The organism is Streptodolium elevatio, from assembly GCF_053592165.1.
In genome coordinates this window covers 75,503-90,196 of the sequence record NZ_JBSFVE010000021.1, presented here as the reverse complement: position 1 = coordinate 90,196, position 14,694 = coordinate 75,503, and the positions used below count along the sequence as shown (strand labels likewise).

At 71.6% G+C, this 14,694-nt stretch carries 14 protein-coding genes; 5 read left to right on the top strand and 9 right to left on the bottom strand.

Features of this window, described 5'->3' with window-relative positions; all coding sequences use genetic code 11:
* Positions 1-84: 84 nt before the first annotated feature.
* Positions 85-849, bottom strand: coding sequence for a bestrophin-like domain (locus tag ACWD12_RS31545; protein ID WP_450102406.1), 765 nt, complete (start codon positions 847-849; stop codon positions 85-87).
* A 119-nt stretch (positions 850-968) separates the two neighbouring features.
* A complete protein-coding gene (locus tag ACWD12_RS31540) occupies positions 969-2,384 on the bottom strand; it encodes a family 2B encapsulin nanocompartment shell protein (protein ID WP_358348489.1) in 1,416 nt (471 codons plus the stop codon).
* 454 nt (positions 2,385-2,838) lie between these two features.
* Between ACWD12_RS31540 and ACWD12_RS31535 the strand changes: the two genes are divergently transcribed.
* Both ACWD12_RS31535 and ACWD12_RS31530 read left to right on the top strand, forming a co-directional pair.
* A complete protein-coding gene (locus ACWD12_RS31535; protein ID WP_450102405.1) occupies positions 2,839-3,555 on the top strand; it encodes a hypothetical protein in 717 nt (238 codons plus the stop codon).
* Complete coding sequence (locus tag ACWD12_RS31530; protein ID WP_450102404.1) at positions 3,552-4,313, top strand: bestrophin-like domain; 762 nt, start codon at positions 3,552-3,554, stop codon at positions 4,311-4,313. Before ACWD12_RS31535 ends, ACWD12_RS31530 begins: the two co-directional genes overlap by 4 nt.
* A gap of 120 nt (positions 4,314-4,433) precedes the next feature.
* Here ACWD12_RS31530 and ACWD12_RS31525 read toward each other — a convergent pair whose 3' ends face one another.
* Positions 4,434-5,141 carry a VIT1/CCC1 transporter family protein gene (locus tag ACWD12_RS31525; RefSeq protein WP_450102403.1) on the bottom strand — a complete coding sequence of 236 codons (708 nt, stop codon included), beginning with the start codon at positions 5,139-5,141 and terminating at the stop codon, positions 4,434-4,436.
* Positions 5,142-5,442: 301 nt separating this feature from the next.
* Here ACWD12_RS31525 and ACWD12_RS31520 point away from each other — a divergent pair, with 301 nt between their 5' ends.
* Complete coding sequence (locus ACWD12_RS31520; RefSeq protein WP_450102402.1) at positions 5,443-6,021, top strand: AAA family ATPase; 579 nt, start codon at positions 5,443-5,445, stop codon at positions 6,019-6,021.
* Between the two features lie 43 nt (positions 6,022-6,064).
* On the opposite strand, the gene ACWD12_RS31515 is transcribed toward ACWD12_RS31520, so the two are convergent.
* The 3 genes from ACWD12_RS31515 to ACWD12_RS31505 form a co-directional block, all read right to left on the bottom strand.
* Positions 6,065-6,901, bottom strand: coding sequence for a hypothetical protein (locus tag ACWD12_RS31515; protein WP_450102401.1), 837 nt, complete (start codon positions 6,899-6,901; stop codon positions 6,065-6,067).
* An 80-nt stretch (positions 6,902-6,981) separates the two neighbouring features.
* On the bottom strand, positions 6,982-8,256 hold the full coding sequence (locus tag ACWD12_RS31510; protein WP_450102400.1) for an acyltransferase: 1,275 nt from the start codon (positions 8,254-8,256) through the stop codon (positions 6,982-6,984).
* Positions 8,257-8,312: 56 nt separating this feature from the next.
* Positions 8,313-8,921 carry a TetR/AcrR family transcriptional regulator gene (locus tag ACWD12_RS31505; protein WP_450102399.1) on the bottom strand — a complete coding sequence of 203 codons (609 nt, stop codon included), beginning with the start codon at positions 8,919-8,921 and terminating at the stop codon, positions 8,313-8,315.
* 46 nt (positions 8,922-8,967) lie between these two features.
* On the opposite strand from ACWD12_RS31505, the gene ACWD12_RS31500 reads away from it, so the two are divergent.
* On the top strand, positions 8,968-9,477 hold the full coding sequence (locus ACWD12_RS31500; RefSeq protein ID WP_450102398.1) for an N-acetyltransferase family protein: 510 nt from the start codon (positions 8,968-8,970) through the stop codon (positions 9,475-9,477).
* Between the two features lie 48 nt (positions 9,478-9,525).
* On the opposite strand, the gene ACWD12_RS31495 is transcribed toward ACWD12_RS31500, so the two are convergent.
* A complete protein-coding gene (locus ACWD12_RS31495) occupies positions 9,526-11,460 on the bottom strand; it encodes a flavin-containing monooxygenase (RefSeq protein WP_450102397.1) in 1,935 nt (644 codons plus the stop codon).
* 148 nt (positions 11,461-11,608) lie between these two features.
* Positions 11,609-12,229 carry a TetR/AcrR family transcriptional regulator gene (locus tag ACWD12_RS31490; RefSeq protein ID WP_450102396.1) on the bottom strand — a complete coding sequence of 207 codons (621 nt, stop codon included), beginning with the start codon at positions 12,227-12,229 and terminating at the stop codon, positions 11,609-11,611.
* 113 nt (positions 12,230-12,342) lie between these two features.
* Here ACWD12_RS31490 and ACWD12_RS31485 point away from each other — a divergent pair, with 113 nt between their 5' ends.
* Entirely contained in the window at positions 12,343-13,176 is an 834-nt protein-coding gene (locus ACWD12_RS31485) for an SDR family NAD(P)-dependent oxidoreductase (RefSeq protein WP_450102395.1), read from the top strand.
* Positions 13,177-13,209: 33 nt separating this feature from the next.
* On the opposite strand, the gene ACWD12_RS31480 is transcribed toward ACWD12_RS31485, so the two are convergent.
* Positions 13,210-14,694: an SDR family NAD(P)-dependent oxidoreductase gene (locus ACWD12_RS31480; RefSeq protein WP_450102394.1), complete on the bottom strand. Its 1,485-nt coding sequence runs from the start codon at positions 14,692-14,694 to the stop codon at positions 13,210-13,212.

Sequence of the window (14,694 nt, the reverse complement as noted above, 5' to 3'; positions counted from 1 at the left end):
GTGACGGCTCGTCAGGTTGCAAGGACGGCCCAGGGCCGGTCCGGCGGCGGCCGGACCGGCCCAGGGCGTCGAGCGCGCCCGGTGCTACACCGTCCTCGGTGGTGGCAGCCGGTCGAGGAACACTTCGAAGGCCGTCGGATGGATCTTCGTCACCCCGTTGTACGGGAAGTCCATTTCCTTGATCACCACCAGCGACACCACGATCAGCCCGCTCAGCATCAGCACCATGAGGCCGTGCGAGAAGGTGTTCGACAGCCCGAACAGGAACGTGAAGCCGATGGTCAGGGCCGCCCCCGCGATCAGCGCGATCCACAGCAGCGTGGGCACGTCCTCGTCGACCTGGTTGAGCCGCTCGCGCCGTGCGGAGGCCATGTCCTCCAGGTGGTTGACGGCGCGCTCGTACAGGATCTCCTCGCGGGGACCGCCCGGCGTGTACGACATGACGCTCTCGCGCAGGCCGTAGACCAGCTGGGTGGCCTCGGGGCTGCTCTTGTGCTCGGTCATCATCGGCCATTCCTTGTGCATGACCGTTTTTGCGTAATCGAGCGTCTGCTTTTCCAGCTCCGCACCGAGTGGCAGCGGGAGTTCCCGTGCGACCCAGTACAGCCCCGCGAGCTCGTCGGCCTCCTTGAAGGTGGTTTCGCGCGCCGTCGCGTGGTTCTCCCACACCGCGATCACCACGAAGGCCAGGAGGACGGCGTACAGGACGCCGACCGCCGCGAAGATGAACCCCGCGACGTCGTTGTGCTGCTCGCGCAGCGGGTGCGGGACGAACCGCTGCACCACGTAGATGCACGCGGCGACGCCGACCAGCGTCCCGAGGATGATGAAGAATCCGGACCAACTCATGACGGCCCCTTAGTGTGCGTGTCCCCTTGCGGGGGTTCGTGGGGTCGGAAGGGTCAGGGTCGTGCGGGGGTACGGCCGTGCGCGCGGCACGGCCGTACCCCGTCCGTGGCCCCGCGGGATCAGTCGCGCGGGCGGGCGATCTCGACGTTCTCCAGGACGCCGAGCGCGTCCGGCACGAGTACGGCCGCCGAGTAGTAGGCGCTCACCAGGTACGAGATGACCGCCTTTTCGTTGATCCCCATGAACCGCACCGACAGTCCGGGCTCGAACTCGTCGGGCAGGCCCGTCTGGTGGAGTCCGACGACGCCCTGGTTGTCCTCGCCGAGACGCATCGCGATGATGCTCGACGTGTGGCCGTCCTGGATGGGGATCTTGTTGCACGGCAGGACGGGCACGCCGCGCCAGGCGGGCACGCTGCTCCCCTGCAACTGCACGGTGTCCGGGTAGAGCCCGAGCCGGTTGCACTCGCGCCCGAACGCCGCGATGGTGCGCGGGTGCGCCAGGAACAGCGACGTGTCGCGGCGGCGCGCGAGCAGCTCGTCCAGGTCGTCCGGGGTGGGCGGACCGTGGTGCGTGTGGATGCGCTGCTCGTGGTCCGCGTTGTGCAGCAGGCCGAACTCGGGGTTGTTGACCAGCTCGTGCTCCTGACGTTCGCGCAACGCCTCGATGGTGAGCTTCAACTGGTGCTCGATCTGGTTCATCGGCTGGTTGTAGAGGTCCGCGACGCGGCTGTGCACCCGCAACACCGTCTGGGCGACGCTCAGTTCGTACTCGCGCGGGGACAGCTCGTAGTCCACGAACGTGCCGGGCAGGTCGATCTCGCCCTCGTGGCCGGCCGCCAGCTCGATCGCCGCCTCGCCGTGCCTGTTCGTCGACTGCTGGGCGCTGGCCAGGAACTGCGCGATCTGCACCAGCAGTTCGGGGGACTGGTCGACCAGCGCCTGGAACGCCTGCCGGGGCAGCGTCATCAGCGTGCCCGACGTCGACGCGGTCGCGTTGTACGGCCAGCGCGCGTCCTCTTCGACCAGCGCCTCGTCGCCGAAGTGGTCGCCCCCCGCGAGCACGCCGACCACGGTCTGGTCCCCGTACTTGCCGTCCCCCAACTTGTTGATCTTGCCGTGTGCGACCAGGTGTACCTGGTCCATCGGCTGCCCCGCCTCGGTGATGACCTCGCCCGCCGCGAACTCGCGCTGCTGGAAGCGCGCCGCGATGGCGGCCAGGACCTCGTCGTCCTCGAAGCCGCGCAGCAGCGGGAGTTCGCACAGCGTGGGGGGTACCACCTGCACCGTGTCGGCGGTCTGCGCGAAGCTCACGCGCCCCTTGCCCACCGAGTACGACAGCCGCCGGTTGACCCGGTAGGTGCCGCCCGCGACGTTCACCCACGGCAGCATCCGCAGCAGCCACCGCGAACTGATGCCCTGCATCTGCGGGGCGGACTTGGTGGTCGTGGCGAGGTTGCGTGCCGCGGCCGTTCCGAGGCTCTGTCGCGGGTCTCCGCCGTTCGCCTCGATGTCGTAATCCGCGTCGACCGTCATCAGACATGACCTCCCCTGGAACCGCCCGAGAACCCGGAACTCGGGCTTGCGCCAACCATCCTGGGCGGTGGGAAAGATGGTGATCAATAACACGAAAGTGTGTGGTTGAAAGCGGCAGAACGTGACAATGTCGCGCGGCCGATACACGAACGGGCTATCTTGCGGCGATCTCGTTCCCGGCCGCCCGGTCGTCACCCACCCTGAGACCATGCTTGTGAAGTACGTCCGTCCGGTACCGCGCGCCATGCTCGGCGCGGTGCCCCTCGCGGCCTGTGCCTTGGCCGCCGTCGCCCACCCAGCCGCCGCGTTGCCCGCCCCGTCCGCACCGCCTTTCCAGTCGCTTGCCCAACCACCGTCCGCGGTCCGGGTTCTGACAACTCATCAGCCCGGTAGTAAGCCCGATGATCAGCCCGGTGATCAGCCCGGCCACCGATCCAAGCCGCGCGCCGGCGCCTTGCCGCTGCTGCCCTGCGATCCGGTCTCCGCCGTCGTACGCGCCCTCGCCGCGGTGCCGCTGCTCGGCCGCACGCATTGCTCGTGCCCGTGCCCGAACCCGGCGGGGCGCCCGGCCGCACTCCCGCCGGCACCGTCCGCCGCACCCACCCCGGCGGTTCCCCCGCCCGCGAAGCCGCCCGCCCCCGGCAAACCGTCGCCCGGCATCACGGTCATCCAGCACAACAACGACCCCGGCGGAGGCGTGGTCAACCAGGACAACAATGTCGGCGTCGACTTCAACCCGCCTCCGCCACCGCCTCCGCCGCCACCTCCGCCGCCCCCGCCTCCTCCCGCGCCCAAGCCGACACCTCCGCCCCCGCCGCCGGCCCCCAGGCCCACACCGCCTCCGCCGCCCGCACCGCCGCCCTCGCCTCCGCCCGCCCCACGTACGGTCGTTCCGGTCGCGGTGGACCGGGTGGTCCCGCCGCCCGCGCCCCGGCCCCCCGCGCCGGAGCCGGTGGTCGTTCCGCCCGCACCGCCGGCTCCGCCCGCCGCGGCGCCCTTCCCGACCAGGCGGCCCGCCGCGGCCGCCGAGCCGGAGGAGGAAAGCGGCGTCTGGGACCTCGCGACCTGGCTTGGATTCGCGCTCCTGCTCGCCATCGTTCCCGCGGCGCTCGCCGCCGCCACCCGAGGCGGCGGCGAAGGCCGCGGCGGAACCGGGAGGCCGTCGTCATGACGCTCACCATCGTGGTCTGGACACTGTGCACCGTCCTGGGCGCCGGTCTCGCGGTCGGCGCCGCCGTGTGGCTCGGCCGCAGCGCGCGCAGCGTGGAAGGCTCGTTCACCCCGCAGGCGCTCACCTTCGCGGGCGGCGTCGTCCTCTCGTCGTTCGTCCTCGTCACCGGCTTCCTCATCGTCGGCGCTTGGCAACTCCAGTCCGTGGCACGGTCGCACGCGCACGAGGAGGCACGCGTACTCGCGAAGGCGTACGCGCGGGCCGGCGAACTCGCCCCGCAGGACCGCGACGCGATCCGCGACCGCATCACCGTCTACACGCGCTCCGTGGTCGACGACGAGTGGCCCGACCTCGCCAAGCACCGCGCGTCACCGACGTCGTGGGAGCAACTCGACGCCGTGCAGAGCGCGTTGGCCGCGGTCCCGGCGGACCGGCGCGAGGCGGCGTACGACGCGACCTCCGCCGCGCTCGACGAGGTCTACGTCAAGCGGTACGCGCGGCTCGCCGACCTCGACTCGGTCTCGCCGCCCATCCTGTTCGGCGTGATGGTCGCGGCCGGTCTGCTCGTGCTGGTCTATCCGCCGCTGGTCGGCATGACGGCCAACATCCGCAACATCGCCGTCCTCGGACTCGCGGGCGCCGTCGTCGGATTCGGCATCCTGCTGGTCTTCCAGCTCCGCGACCCGTTCACCGCACCCCTGAACGTCGGCCCCTCGGCCTTCCAGGCCGCTCTGGACCGCTACGCACAACTGAAGTGACGCCCCGCCGGGGCGAACCGCATGCCCGGAGTGCCGCCCCGGCCCTCATCCGCGGCACCCGCCCTCACCCGCGGCACCCGCCCTCACCCGCGGCATCCGCCCTCACCGCAGCACCCGCCCTCACACACCGCCGACGTGCAGCAAGGTGCCCGTCACATAGGTGACCGCCATGGCGACGCCGCCGCCCGCGACGTTCCGCAGCACGGACGCGCGCGGCGGCGATCCGCCCATCCGCGCGCTCGCCCACCCGCACAACGTCAGCGCGATGAGCACCGACACCACGGTCACCGGCACCCGCAGGCCGTCCGGCGGCAGCAGGATCGCCAGCAGTGGAAGCAGCGCCCCGACCGCGAACGACCCGAAGCTCGCGAAGGCCGCCTGCCACGGATCGGTCAGCTCGTCGGGGTCGAGCCGCAGCTCGGTCTCGGCGTGCGCCGCCAGCGCGTCGTGGGCGGTCAGCTCCACCGCGACCTGGCGCGCCAGCTCGGCCGACAGGCCCTTGGCCCGGTACGCCGCCACCAGTTCGGCCAACTCCGCCTCGGGTTCCTCGCGCAACTCGCGCTTCTCCCGCTCGATCGCGGCCCGTTCGGCGTCCCGCTGCGTGCTGACCGACACGTACTCGCCGGCCGCCATCGACAGCGCACCCGCCATCAGTCCGGCCACACCGGCCGTGAGGATCGCCGCGCGGGAGCCCGCCGCGCCTGCGACGCCCAGCACGATGCCCGCCGTGGACACCACGCCGTCGTTCGCCCCGAGCACGGCCGCGCGCAGCCAGTTGAGGCGCGTCGCCAGGCCCGCGTGGTGATCGGGTGGAAGCTGTTCCTCCATAGGGATTACGCCCGCAACGTGCGGAGCCCGGCCCTCGGCCCGGCTCCCAGCCCCGTCAGGCCGCCGTCGGCCACCCGCCACCTCCCGATATGCGCCCGCGCACGCGGGCGGGGCGTCCCTGCCGTCACCCCACTTGAGCACGGATACCCAGGGGCGACCACCGGACCGGGCTGCCATGATGGCGATCTTGTGCGGCGCCCCGGTGCGACGCCGGCCCCGGCGGCACGAGTGCCCGGGGACGGCCCGAGGCGCGGGCACGTACCAGGACACGGGGACGGACAGCAGCGGGGAGGACCGGGCGATGACCTTCGCCGGAGCGCGCGACACGGATGCCCACCACGGCCAGGTGATCGTGCTGACGGGGCCGCCGGGAGCGGGCAAGAGCACGGTCGCGGGGCTGCTGGCCGACGCGTACGAGCCGAGCGTCCACCTGCACACCGACGACTTTTGGCACTACATCAGGCGGGGCGCGATCGCCGCGTACCGCCCGGAGGCGCACCGGCAGAACGAGGTCGTCGTCGGCGTGCTCGCGCGGGCCGCCTTCGGCTACGCGCAGGGCGGCTACACCGTCGTGGTGGACGGCATCGTGGGGCCGTGGTTCCTCGGCAGCTACCACGAGGCGCGCGACGGTACCGGCATCCCCATGCAGTACGTCGTGCTGCGCCCGGACCAGGACACCACCGTGCGCCGCGCCACCGCCCGGACCGGAGAGGGCGCACTGACCGCTCCCGAACCGGTCCGCTCCCTGCACCGGCAGTTCTCCGGGCTCGCCGAGTTGGAGGCGCACGTCGTGGACTCGACGGGCTGGACCGCCGAGGAGACCGCGACGCGCGTGCTCGCGGGCCTCAGGGCCGGCGCGTACGCGCTGCCGGGCACCTGAGGACCCGGCCGGGACCGCCGAACGCGCCCGGGAACTCCGGGCGCTACTCCCACATCTGGGCGTTGATGTGGTCGAGCGCGACCAGGTAGAGGTCGTCGTACATCAGCTTGGCGTTCGCGTCGATGGCCCCGCCGCTGCTGAGCGCGACCTCGATCACGATCATGTAGTGGCCGGAGGTCGTGGTGCCCACCCAGGTGGGGGACTGCTCGGAGAACTTCACGCCGGACCCCGAGGGAGGCGTGATGAACAGGACGTACGCGCCGTTGCTCTGACCCGCCGACAGCCGGTTCTGGATGGACTTCGCCGAGGCCTTGTCGGTGAACGAGATGACCGACAACTGCCCGACGTACTTCTTGTTCGGGGTGGTCCACAGGGACCGCAGGATGCCGATGCAGTCGTCGGAGAACAGCGACCGCATGGCGGACTCGGCGGCGGTGCAGTTGCGTTCGTCCTGGGCGAGCTGCACGTACGGCCGCTTCTGGATCGAGAAGTCGCCGACGTCGGGGAACCATTCCTGCGTGGTGAACGGGTCGGTGTCGCCCTCCGCGGTGTCCCAGCCGCCGGACTTCGTCGTCTCCGGAACACCGGTGGTGGGCGTGCCGCCGGTCGGGGCCGCGGGGCCGGTCGGCCGGGCGGTGAACGAGGGCATCGACGGGAAGTCCGTGGGCAGGCCGCTCGGCATCCGCCCGGTGGGCGCGTCGCCGGGGGCGGCGACGGGTGCGGTGCCGCCGTCGTTCCCGCCGCTCATCGAGGTCACCCCGCCGACCAACGCGAGTGCCACTACCGCCGTTGCGGCCGTCACGATCCAGGGGGAGCGGGTGCCCTGCCCAGGAGTGGGGGCGTACTGCTGGGGGCCGTAGGGGTCCTGAGTCGGAAACATGCGCAGAACCGTATTGCCAAGCCTCCGCGGGGTGCGAGCCAACCCCCATTTGTGGGTCAGTCGTTTGGTTCAGTGAGTGATCAGAAAGCCCTGTTCAGCAGCGGAATTCGCGCTGCGGCAAAGCTGATGGCGAAGGACGCGGCGAGGGTCGCGCCGAGCAGCAGCCCGAGACCCGGCAGGGTGGTCGCCCCGTCGGGCATGCCGAACCAGCGCTGCATGCCGTGCAGCACCGCCAGATGGCAGCCGAACACCCCCAGCACCCGGTCGCTCGCCGCCCGGCCGGCCCGGCCGCCGCGGTCCAGCGTGCCGCGTGCCAGGAGGAAAACCAGCGCGGCCGCCAGCGCCGCCACCGAGCCGAGTGTGTTGGGCGGCAGTGCCACCGCGAAGTCGAGTGGCAGGTCGGCCGCTTGGGTGTGCTGCCAGACCAACTCGGCGAGCGCCAGGAGCAGCACGAGAGCGGCGGCCGCCCGCTGACGGGCTGTCAGCACGACGTCGCGCAGGACGTACCCGAGCATGAAGTAGCCGACGTACGGCAGGAAGTACGTCGGCGCGGTCAGCCGCAGCGCCGGCGCGCCGAGCTGCCGCACGTTGATGTACGCGTTGGTGATCTGCACGCCGAGGCCGAACGTGAGGGCGATCCCGGTGACGAGGTAGCGGTCGCGCGCCGACGCGTGCGCGAGAAAGACGCGCAGCACCGGGACGAGCAGGTACAGCCCGAGGATCAGCCAGAAGAAGTACAGGGCGGTGTACGTCCTGGCGAGCAGCATGTCGCCGACGACCTTCTCGACCGCCGGCCGGTAGTCCTTCACCCACATCTTGAAGCCGATGTAGAAGGCGTGCCAGAACACCAGCGGCACCGCGATGCGTGCGAGGCGGCGGCGATAGAACCCGACCGCGTCCTCGCCCTCGCGGGCCGGGCCGAGCAGCAGCGCCCCGCTGATCATCACGAACACCGGGACGGCCCACGTCGATCCGACGTTGACGATCGCCGCGGTCCACCACACGGCGCTGCCGCGCAGGCCCTCGTCGGTCATCGTCATGCCGGTGGTGTGGATGGCGACCACCGCGACGATGGCGATGACGCGCAGCCAGGACAGGTGCGCGTACGACGGCCGCCCGGCGGCGCCACCGGAGCCCTGCGCGCCGCCCGGGGGAGCCGCGGCCTTCGCCAGGGGCTCACCCGCGTCACCCCCGTCCGGCCGCGGTTCGGGTACGCCCGTGGCCGGGTTTCTGCCGGTGCCTGTGCTCGCGGGAATGCTCGCGGGAGCGCCGGCGGAGGTGCTTGTGACGGCGCGCGCCGGGGCGGCGGTGTCGCCGTCGTCGGCGGTGGCGGCGCGACGCGGGAGGCGGGGCACGGACGGGCTCCGATCGGGACGGGAGGTCGGAGGGAGCGTACCGGGCCCGTGAGCCGTCAGTCCCCGGGCGTCGTCTCCGGCCCGAACGCTTCGTCGAGAAACGCCCGCCACGCCTGGTCCACCCGCCGCTCGGTGGCCCGCGCCGCGGCCGCGGCGCCCTCGCCGGGGACGTCGGCCACCAGGTCGAGCAGGAGCCCGCGCATCACGGCGAGCGCCAGGGTGGCCGGTATGCGGTGGCCTTCCAACAGGCGTTCCAGCGGGGGCAGCCAGTCGTCCAGGGACGCGACCGCGAAGCCGGTCCACGGTCCGGTGGCGGCCTGGGGGCCGCAGCCGCGGACGTACCCCTCGAAGAACAGGCGCAGCACGGTGCGGTGGCCCGGATCGGTGACCCACCGCCACAGGAGTTCGAGGACCGCGCGCGGGCCGTCGGCCTCGGCGGTGGCCCGCTCGACCAGGTCCAACTGCTCCTTGCGGCCATCGGCGAGCACGTCGCGGATCAGGCCCTCCTTCGACCCGAAGAGATAGAGCAGCACCCGCGGACTCGACCCGATGGCGGCGGCGAGAGGGCGCAGCGACAGGTCGCTGAGGTTGTTCTCCGCCACGTACGCGCGGGTCGCGGCGAGGAGTTCCCGCTGCCGCGGAGAGGGTTCCGTATCCAAGGCCATGGGTCTATCCTCCACTGAAACGAGTGTTTCAGTGGAGGATAGACCCATGGCCAACGCCCCGGCGAGCATCCGTGACGGCACCAGGCCCGGCGACCTGGGCGCGGTCGCGGCACTGCACGGCGTGATCTACGCGCACGAGTACGGCATGGACACCACGATGGAGGCGTACGTCGCCTCGGGCCTTGCCGACCTCTGGCTCGCCTGGGACCGCGACGGCACCTACGACGCCGGCCGCCTGTGGGTCGCCGAACTCGACGGCGAGGTCGTCGGCGCCACCGGCCTGACGCGCGGCGACGAGGCCCCCGGCTGGTGCCAACTGCGCTGGGTGGTCCTCGACCCGCGGGCGCGCGGCCGGGGCCTGGGCCGCGCACTCTTCGAAGCCGCCATGGACGAGGCCCGCGCCCGCCGCGCCATCGGCGTCTACCTGTGGACCGTCGCCGGCCTCGAAGCCGCCCACCAGCTCTACAAGTCCGCCGGCTTCCGCCTCACCCACTCCGAACCCGCCCACAAGTGGGGAGTCGACGCCATCGAACAACGCATGGAACTCACGCTGTAGCCGCGGCGCGCCACGCACCGTCCGCGGCGTCCGCAGGGGCGCCGGCCGTCAGCGGACGGTGAAGTCGTCCAGGTTGGGGCGCTTGGTCCATTCCCAGTAGTCGACGAGGCGCCAGGGGCTGACGGTGTGGATGTCGCCGCTCTGGTTCTTGAACCAGGAGTGCTTGATGGTCTCGTGGGACCACACCAGCTTCTTGATCTCGGTCTGGTGGCGGGTGTGGTACGCCTCGGTGACCTCGGCGCGCGGCTCCAGTGTGCGGTGGCCGTTGCGGACCAACTCGTCGATGCAGCCCGCGATGTACCGCATCTGGCACTCGGAGTGGAAGATCAGGCTGCCGCCGTGGGCGAGGTTGGTCCCCGGGCCGTACATGCAGTAGAAGTTCGGGAAGTTCGGCACCGCTATGCCGAGGTAGGCGTTGGGTTCGTCGCCCCACTGGTCGGCGAGGACGGCTCCGTCGCGGCCGACGATGTGCATGGGGTAGAGGTAGCGGTTGGCCTGGAAGCCGGTCGCGTAGACGATGACGTCGGCCTCGTGGCGCTCGCCGGAGACGGTGACGACGGCGTCCTTCTCGATGCGGGCGATGCCCTCGCGGACCAGGTCCACGTTGTCGCGCTTGAGGGCGCGCAGCCAACTGCCGTTGTCCTGGAGGGTCCTCTTGCCGGTGGCCGGGTAGTCGGGGAGCACCTTCGCCAGCAGGGCCGCGTCGTCACCGACCTGGCTGGTGATCCAGTCGGTGAAGATCTGCCGGGTGAAGTCGTTGCGTTCGCTGACGGACCGGTCCTGGTGCGGCCATTCGGGGTCGATGCGGGCGCTCATCAGGGCGCCGTCGCTGCCCGGCCAGAAGATCAGGAAGCGGTACCAGCGGCCGTAGAAGGGGAGGTGGCGCATAGCCCAGCGCACCCCGGGGCCGACCTTCTCGTGGTAGTTCGGGTTGGGGAACATCCACTGCGCGGTGCGCTGGAAGACGGTCAGATGCGCGACGTCCGGGGCGATGGTCGGGGCGATCTGGAAGCCGCTCGCACCCGCGCCGATCATGGCGACGCGCTTGCCGCGGTAGTCGACCGAGTGGTCCCACTGCGCGGAGTGGAACGCGGGACCCTCGAAGTCCTCGATGCCGGGGATCTCGGGGAGCCTAGGGCGGTTGAGCAGGCCCACCGCCGAGATGACCGCGCGGGCGGTCAGGACCTCGGTGGCGCCCTCGGGCGTGCGTACCGTGACCCGCCAGGTGGCGGACGGCTCGTCCCAGACCGCGCCCTCGACCTCGGTGTTGAAGCGGATGTGCGACTCGATCGCGTGACGCTTCATCACGTCCTGGAAGTACCGCTGGAGTTCGGGCTGCTGTGAGAAGAACTCGGTCCAGTGGTCGCTGGGTTCGAACGAGTAGCAGTAGAAGTGGTTGCCGACGTCCACCCGGCAGCCGGGGTACGAGTTCTCCCACCACGTGCCGCCTACACCTGGGTTCTTCTCGACGATCGTGAACGGGATCCCGGCCTCCTTGAGCCGGATCCCGGCCAGCAGGCCCGACTGCCCGCAGCCGATCACCACGACCGGGAACGCCTCGCGCGCGTCCGCGTCCGCGTGCACCTCGACGCGGCGTGCGTCGACGCCGTCGAGCTCCATCTCCTCCAACAGCATCGGGACGTACTCCTCCGGTACGTCCTCGCACGCCACCCAGCTCATCATCTCCCGGATCAGCTCCGGTCCCGGCGGCGGCGGCAGGACGCAACCGCCGTCGCGGTACGCCTTGATCGCCTCCAGCGCCATCCGCCGCGCCTCGGCCTTCTCCTCCTCGGGCAGGAACCCCTGCACCTCGTTCAGCACCAGCATGCGCGGCCGGATCGGTCCGCGGATGTACGACGGGTCGCCCGTCATGTGCACGAGGGACAGGAGGAGCGTCGGGATGCTGACGTCCTCCAGGGCGGCCGCGATCGCCGCGTCGTCGTCGGTGATCGGCAGGCCGGCATGCGGGTTCATGGCACTCATGGACGAGCGGCTCCGTAAATCGCGACGACGATTGATGAGCGCACATTAGAACCGGAAGGCGACGGCTTCAACACATCGAGCTGTGCAGTTGCCGCGGGGCGGCGCGGCGGCGGCGACGTCGGGGCGCCGTCGCGCCGCGCCCCTCGGGTCAGGGCGCGGCGGGGCGCCCGGGTGCCGTGTCGTCCTGGGCCGCGGCGCCCGGCCCGGCGTCGAGGCCGTGCAGGAAGAAGGAGAGGCATCGCCGCCAGGCGTCCGGTGCCGTGTCGGCCGACTCGCGGATCACCTGGGACATCGCCCAGATCATGACGACCAGGTCGTCGACCTCGAAGTCGGCCCGCAGCCGGCCGCTGCGCCGGGCGCGCTCGATGATCCGGGTGGCGTCCTCCAGGCCGCGCGGGCAACTCTCGTGCACGTCGCCGACCTGGCGGAACTGCCGGGCCACGGCGTCGTTGAGCCCGCGGTCGGCGGCCTGGAGCGCGAAGAGCCCGTCGAGGTAGGCGACGAACCCGGTCCAGGGGTCGGGGTCGGCGAGCGCCGCCGCGGTGATCCGCTCCAGGGGCTCCAGGCGCCCGGGCAGGATCGCGACCAGGAACGCCTGGCGCGTGGGGAAGTGGTTGTACAGCGTGCCGATGCTGACGCCGGCGCGGCGGGCGACTTCCTCCAGGGGAGCGTCGAGGCCGCGCTCGGCGAAGACCTGGGTGCCCGCGGCGAGCAATTTGTCGCGATTGCGGGCGGCGTCGGCGCGCAGCGGCCTGATTCTGGCGGGCATGGGCCCATCCTATGAAATTGAGGGACGCCTCAAGTTCCTGCTAGCGTCGCGGACAAGAAGTTGAGGGCTTCCTCAACTTAGCCTCCGCACGCCTGAATCGAGGGTGTCCGCCCATGTCCGCTTCCGGTTCCCCGTCCGCCGCCGCCGCCGCTTCCGCTTCCGCCGCTGCGCCCGCTCCCGCTTCCGCCCCGACGCCCGAAGCCTCGTCCGCCGCCACCTCGCACTCGGCGCGCAGGACCGCCGTCGTGATCGGGGTCGGTCCCGGGCTCGGAATGTCCGTCGCACACCGCTTCGCCCGCGAGGGCTACGCGGTGGCCCTCGTCTCGCGCACCGCCACCAGGCACGCCGCCTATCTCGCCGCGCTGGCCGGGACAGGCGCGGAGGCCGCCGCCTACACCGCCGACGTACGCGACCGCGACAAGCTCCTCGCCGTGCTCGACGCCGTCACCGAACGCTTCGGGACCATCGACACCGTCTACTACGGCCCGGCCTCCACCGACCCCGAGGGATTCCCGAAGCCGATCACCGAGGCCGATTCGGCGAGCGTCCGGGCGGCCATGAGCTGGATGTACCCGGCAGTGGACGTGGTCGCCAGGGTGCTCCCCGGCATGCTGGAACGCGGCGAAGGATGCCTGCTGTTCGCGACCGGCCTCAGCGCGGTGACACCCATGCCCGCACTCGGCAATCTCGCGGTGCTGTCCGCCGCCCTGCACAGCTACGCGCTGACCCTCAACGCCGCGCTCGCCGACAAGGGCGTGTACGCCGGCAGCCTGGTCATCGGCGGGCTCATCGAACGCGGCGACATCCACGCGATGATCGCGTCCCGCCCGCAGGACTTCGGCGACGTCGGGAACTCCACCCTCGATCCCGACGAAATCGCGGACGTGGCGTGGCAGTTGCGGACCGACCGCAGCAGCGCGGCGGCCACCTTCAGCGCCCTCGGGTGACCCGCGGGCCGCGGCGGACGGCCCGAGCCCGCGTCACCAGGGCGAGGGGGCGTAGTCCTTGAGGAAGCAGGCGTACAGGTCCTCGCCCTGTTCGCCGCGGACGATGGGGTCGTAGACGCGGGCGGCACCGTCGACCAGGTCCAGCGGGGCGTGGAAGCCCTCGTCGGCGAGGCGCATCTTGGTGGGGTGCGGGCGCTCGTCGGTGATCCAGCCGGTGTCGACGGCGGTCATCAGGATGCCGTCGGCCAGCATCTCCTGCGCGCTGGTGCGCGTGAGCATGTTGAGCGCGGCCTTGGCCATGTTGGTGTGCGGGTGCCCCGGACCCTTGTAGCCGCGGCTGAACTGGCCTTCCATCGCCGAGACGTTCACGACGTACTTGCGGCGCGCCGGGGCCGCGGCCATCGCCGGACGCAGCCGGCTCACCAGGATGAACGGCGCCGTCACGTTGCAGAGCTGCACTTCGAGCAACTCGATCGGGTCGACCTCGTGGACGCGCTGCACCCAGCTGTTGGACGCGTCCAGGTCCGGGATCAGGCCGCCCGCGTCGATCGCGGTGCCCGCCTCGATGCGCGCGGGGGTCGCCGAGCCGCTGGTGAGCGCGAGCGCCGTCAGCGCGTGCGGGTCCAGGTCGTTCGGCGGCGCCACCGCTGGGGTCGTCGCCGGCGCCGCGCCGACCGGGAGCGCGGACGGCAGGGCCACGTGCCCCGAGCCCGCGATGTGGCCGAAGGTGATCGACTCGGGCAGCTCGCCGGCCGGGAGCGGGCCCTCCTCGGCGGAGATGAGCGCGGCGTACGCCTGCGGAGTCCGGCGTACGGTCTGCGCCGCGTTGTTGACCAGGATGTCGAGCGGGCCGGCCGCCGCGACCGAGTCGGCCAGCGCGATCACCTGCGCCGGATCGCGCAGGTCGATGCCGACGATGCGCAGCCGGTGGATCCACTCGTCGCTGTCCGGCATCGCCTTGAAGCGGCGGATCGCGTCGTTGGGGAAGCGCGTCGTGATCGTCGTGTGCGCGCCGTCCCGCAGCAGGCGCAGCGCGATGTACATGCCGATCTTCGCGCGCCCGCCGGTCAGCAGCGCGCGGCGGCCGGTCAGGTCGGCACGCGCGTCGCGGCGCTCGCGGTTGAGCTTGGCGCACGGCGGACAGAGCTGGTGGTAGAACGCGTCGACCTCGACGTACTTCTGCTTGCAGATGTAGCAGCCGCGCGCCCGCTGGAGTATCCCGGCGAGTTCGCCGACCGTCGACGAGCTGATCGGGATGCCCTGCGTCTCGTCGTCGATGCGGTCCGGGGAGCCGGTCGCGGTGGCCGCGATGACCGCGTGGTCGGCGGCTTGGACACGGGCCTTGCGGTCCGCGCGGCGGCGCTCCTTGACGCGCTTGAAGATGTGCGCGGTGGCCTCGCGGATGCGTACCGCGTCCGGGTGCTCGGTCGGCAGCCCGTCCAGTTCGGCCAGGACGGAAAGGCAGACGGCCAGGCGCTCGGGGTCGATGCCCGGCGCCTCGTCGTTACTCGTTGTCAT

Bases quoted from the DNA above. Each gene is read 5' to 3' on its own strand.
- ACWD12_RS31545 (WP_450102406.1), bottom strand. From the start codon at position 849: ATGAGTTGGTCCGGATTCTTCATCATCCTCGGGACGCTGGTCGGCGTC.
- ACWD12_RS31540 (WP_358348489.1), bottom strand. From the start codon at position 2,384: ATGACGGTCGACGCGGATTACGACATCGAGGCGAACGGCGGAGACCCG.
- ACWD12_RS31530 (WP_450102404.1), top strand. From the start codon at position 3,552: ATGACGCTCACCATCGTGGTCTGGACACTGTGCACCGTCCTGGGCGCC.
- ACWD12_RS31525 (WP_450102403.1), bottom strand. From the start codon at position 5,141: ATGGAGGAACAGCTTCCACCCGATCACCACGCGGGCCTGGCGACGCGC.
- ACWD12_RS31520 (WP_450102402.1), top strand. From the start codon at position 5,443: ATGACCTTCGCCGGAGCGCGCGACACGGATGCCCACCACGGCCAGGTG.
- ACWD12_RS31515 (WP_450102401.1), bottom strand. From the start codon at position 6,901: ATGTTTCCGACTCAGGACCCCTACGGCCCCCAGCAGTACGCCCCCACT.
- ACWD12_RS31505 (WP_450102399.1), bottom strand. From the start codon at position 8,921: ATGGCCTTGGATACGGAACCCTCTCCGCGGCAGCGGGAACTCCTCGCC.
- ACWD12_RS31500 (WP_450102398.1), top strand. From the start codon at position 8,968: ATGGCCAACGCCCCGGCGAGCATCCGTGACGGCACCAGGCCCGGCGAC.
- ACWD12_RS31495 (WP_450102397.1), bottom strand. From the start codon at position 11,460: ATGAGTGCCATGAACCCGCATGCCGGCCTGCCGATCACCGACGACGAC.
- ACWD12_RS31490 (WP_450102396.1), bottom strand. From the start codon at position 12,229: ATGCCCGCCAGAATCAGGCCGCTGCGCGCCGACGCCGCCCGCAATCGC.
- ACWD12_RS31485 (WP_450102395.1), top strand. From the start codon at position 12,343: ATGTCCGCTTCCGGTTCCCCGTCCGCCGCCGCCGCCGCTTCCGCTTCC.
- ACWD12_RS31480 (WP_450102394.1), bottom strand. From the start codon at position 14,694: ATGACAACGAGTAACGACGAGGCGCCGGGCATCGACCCCGAGCGCCTG.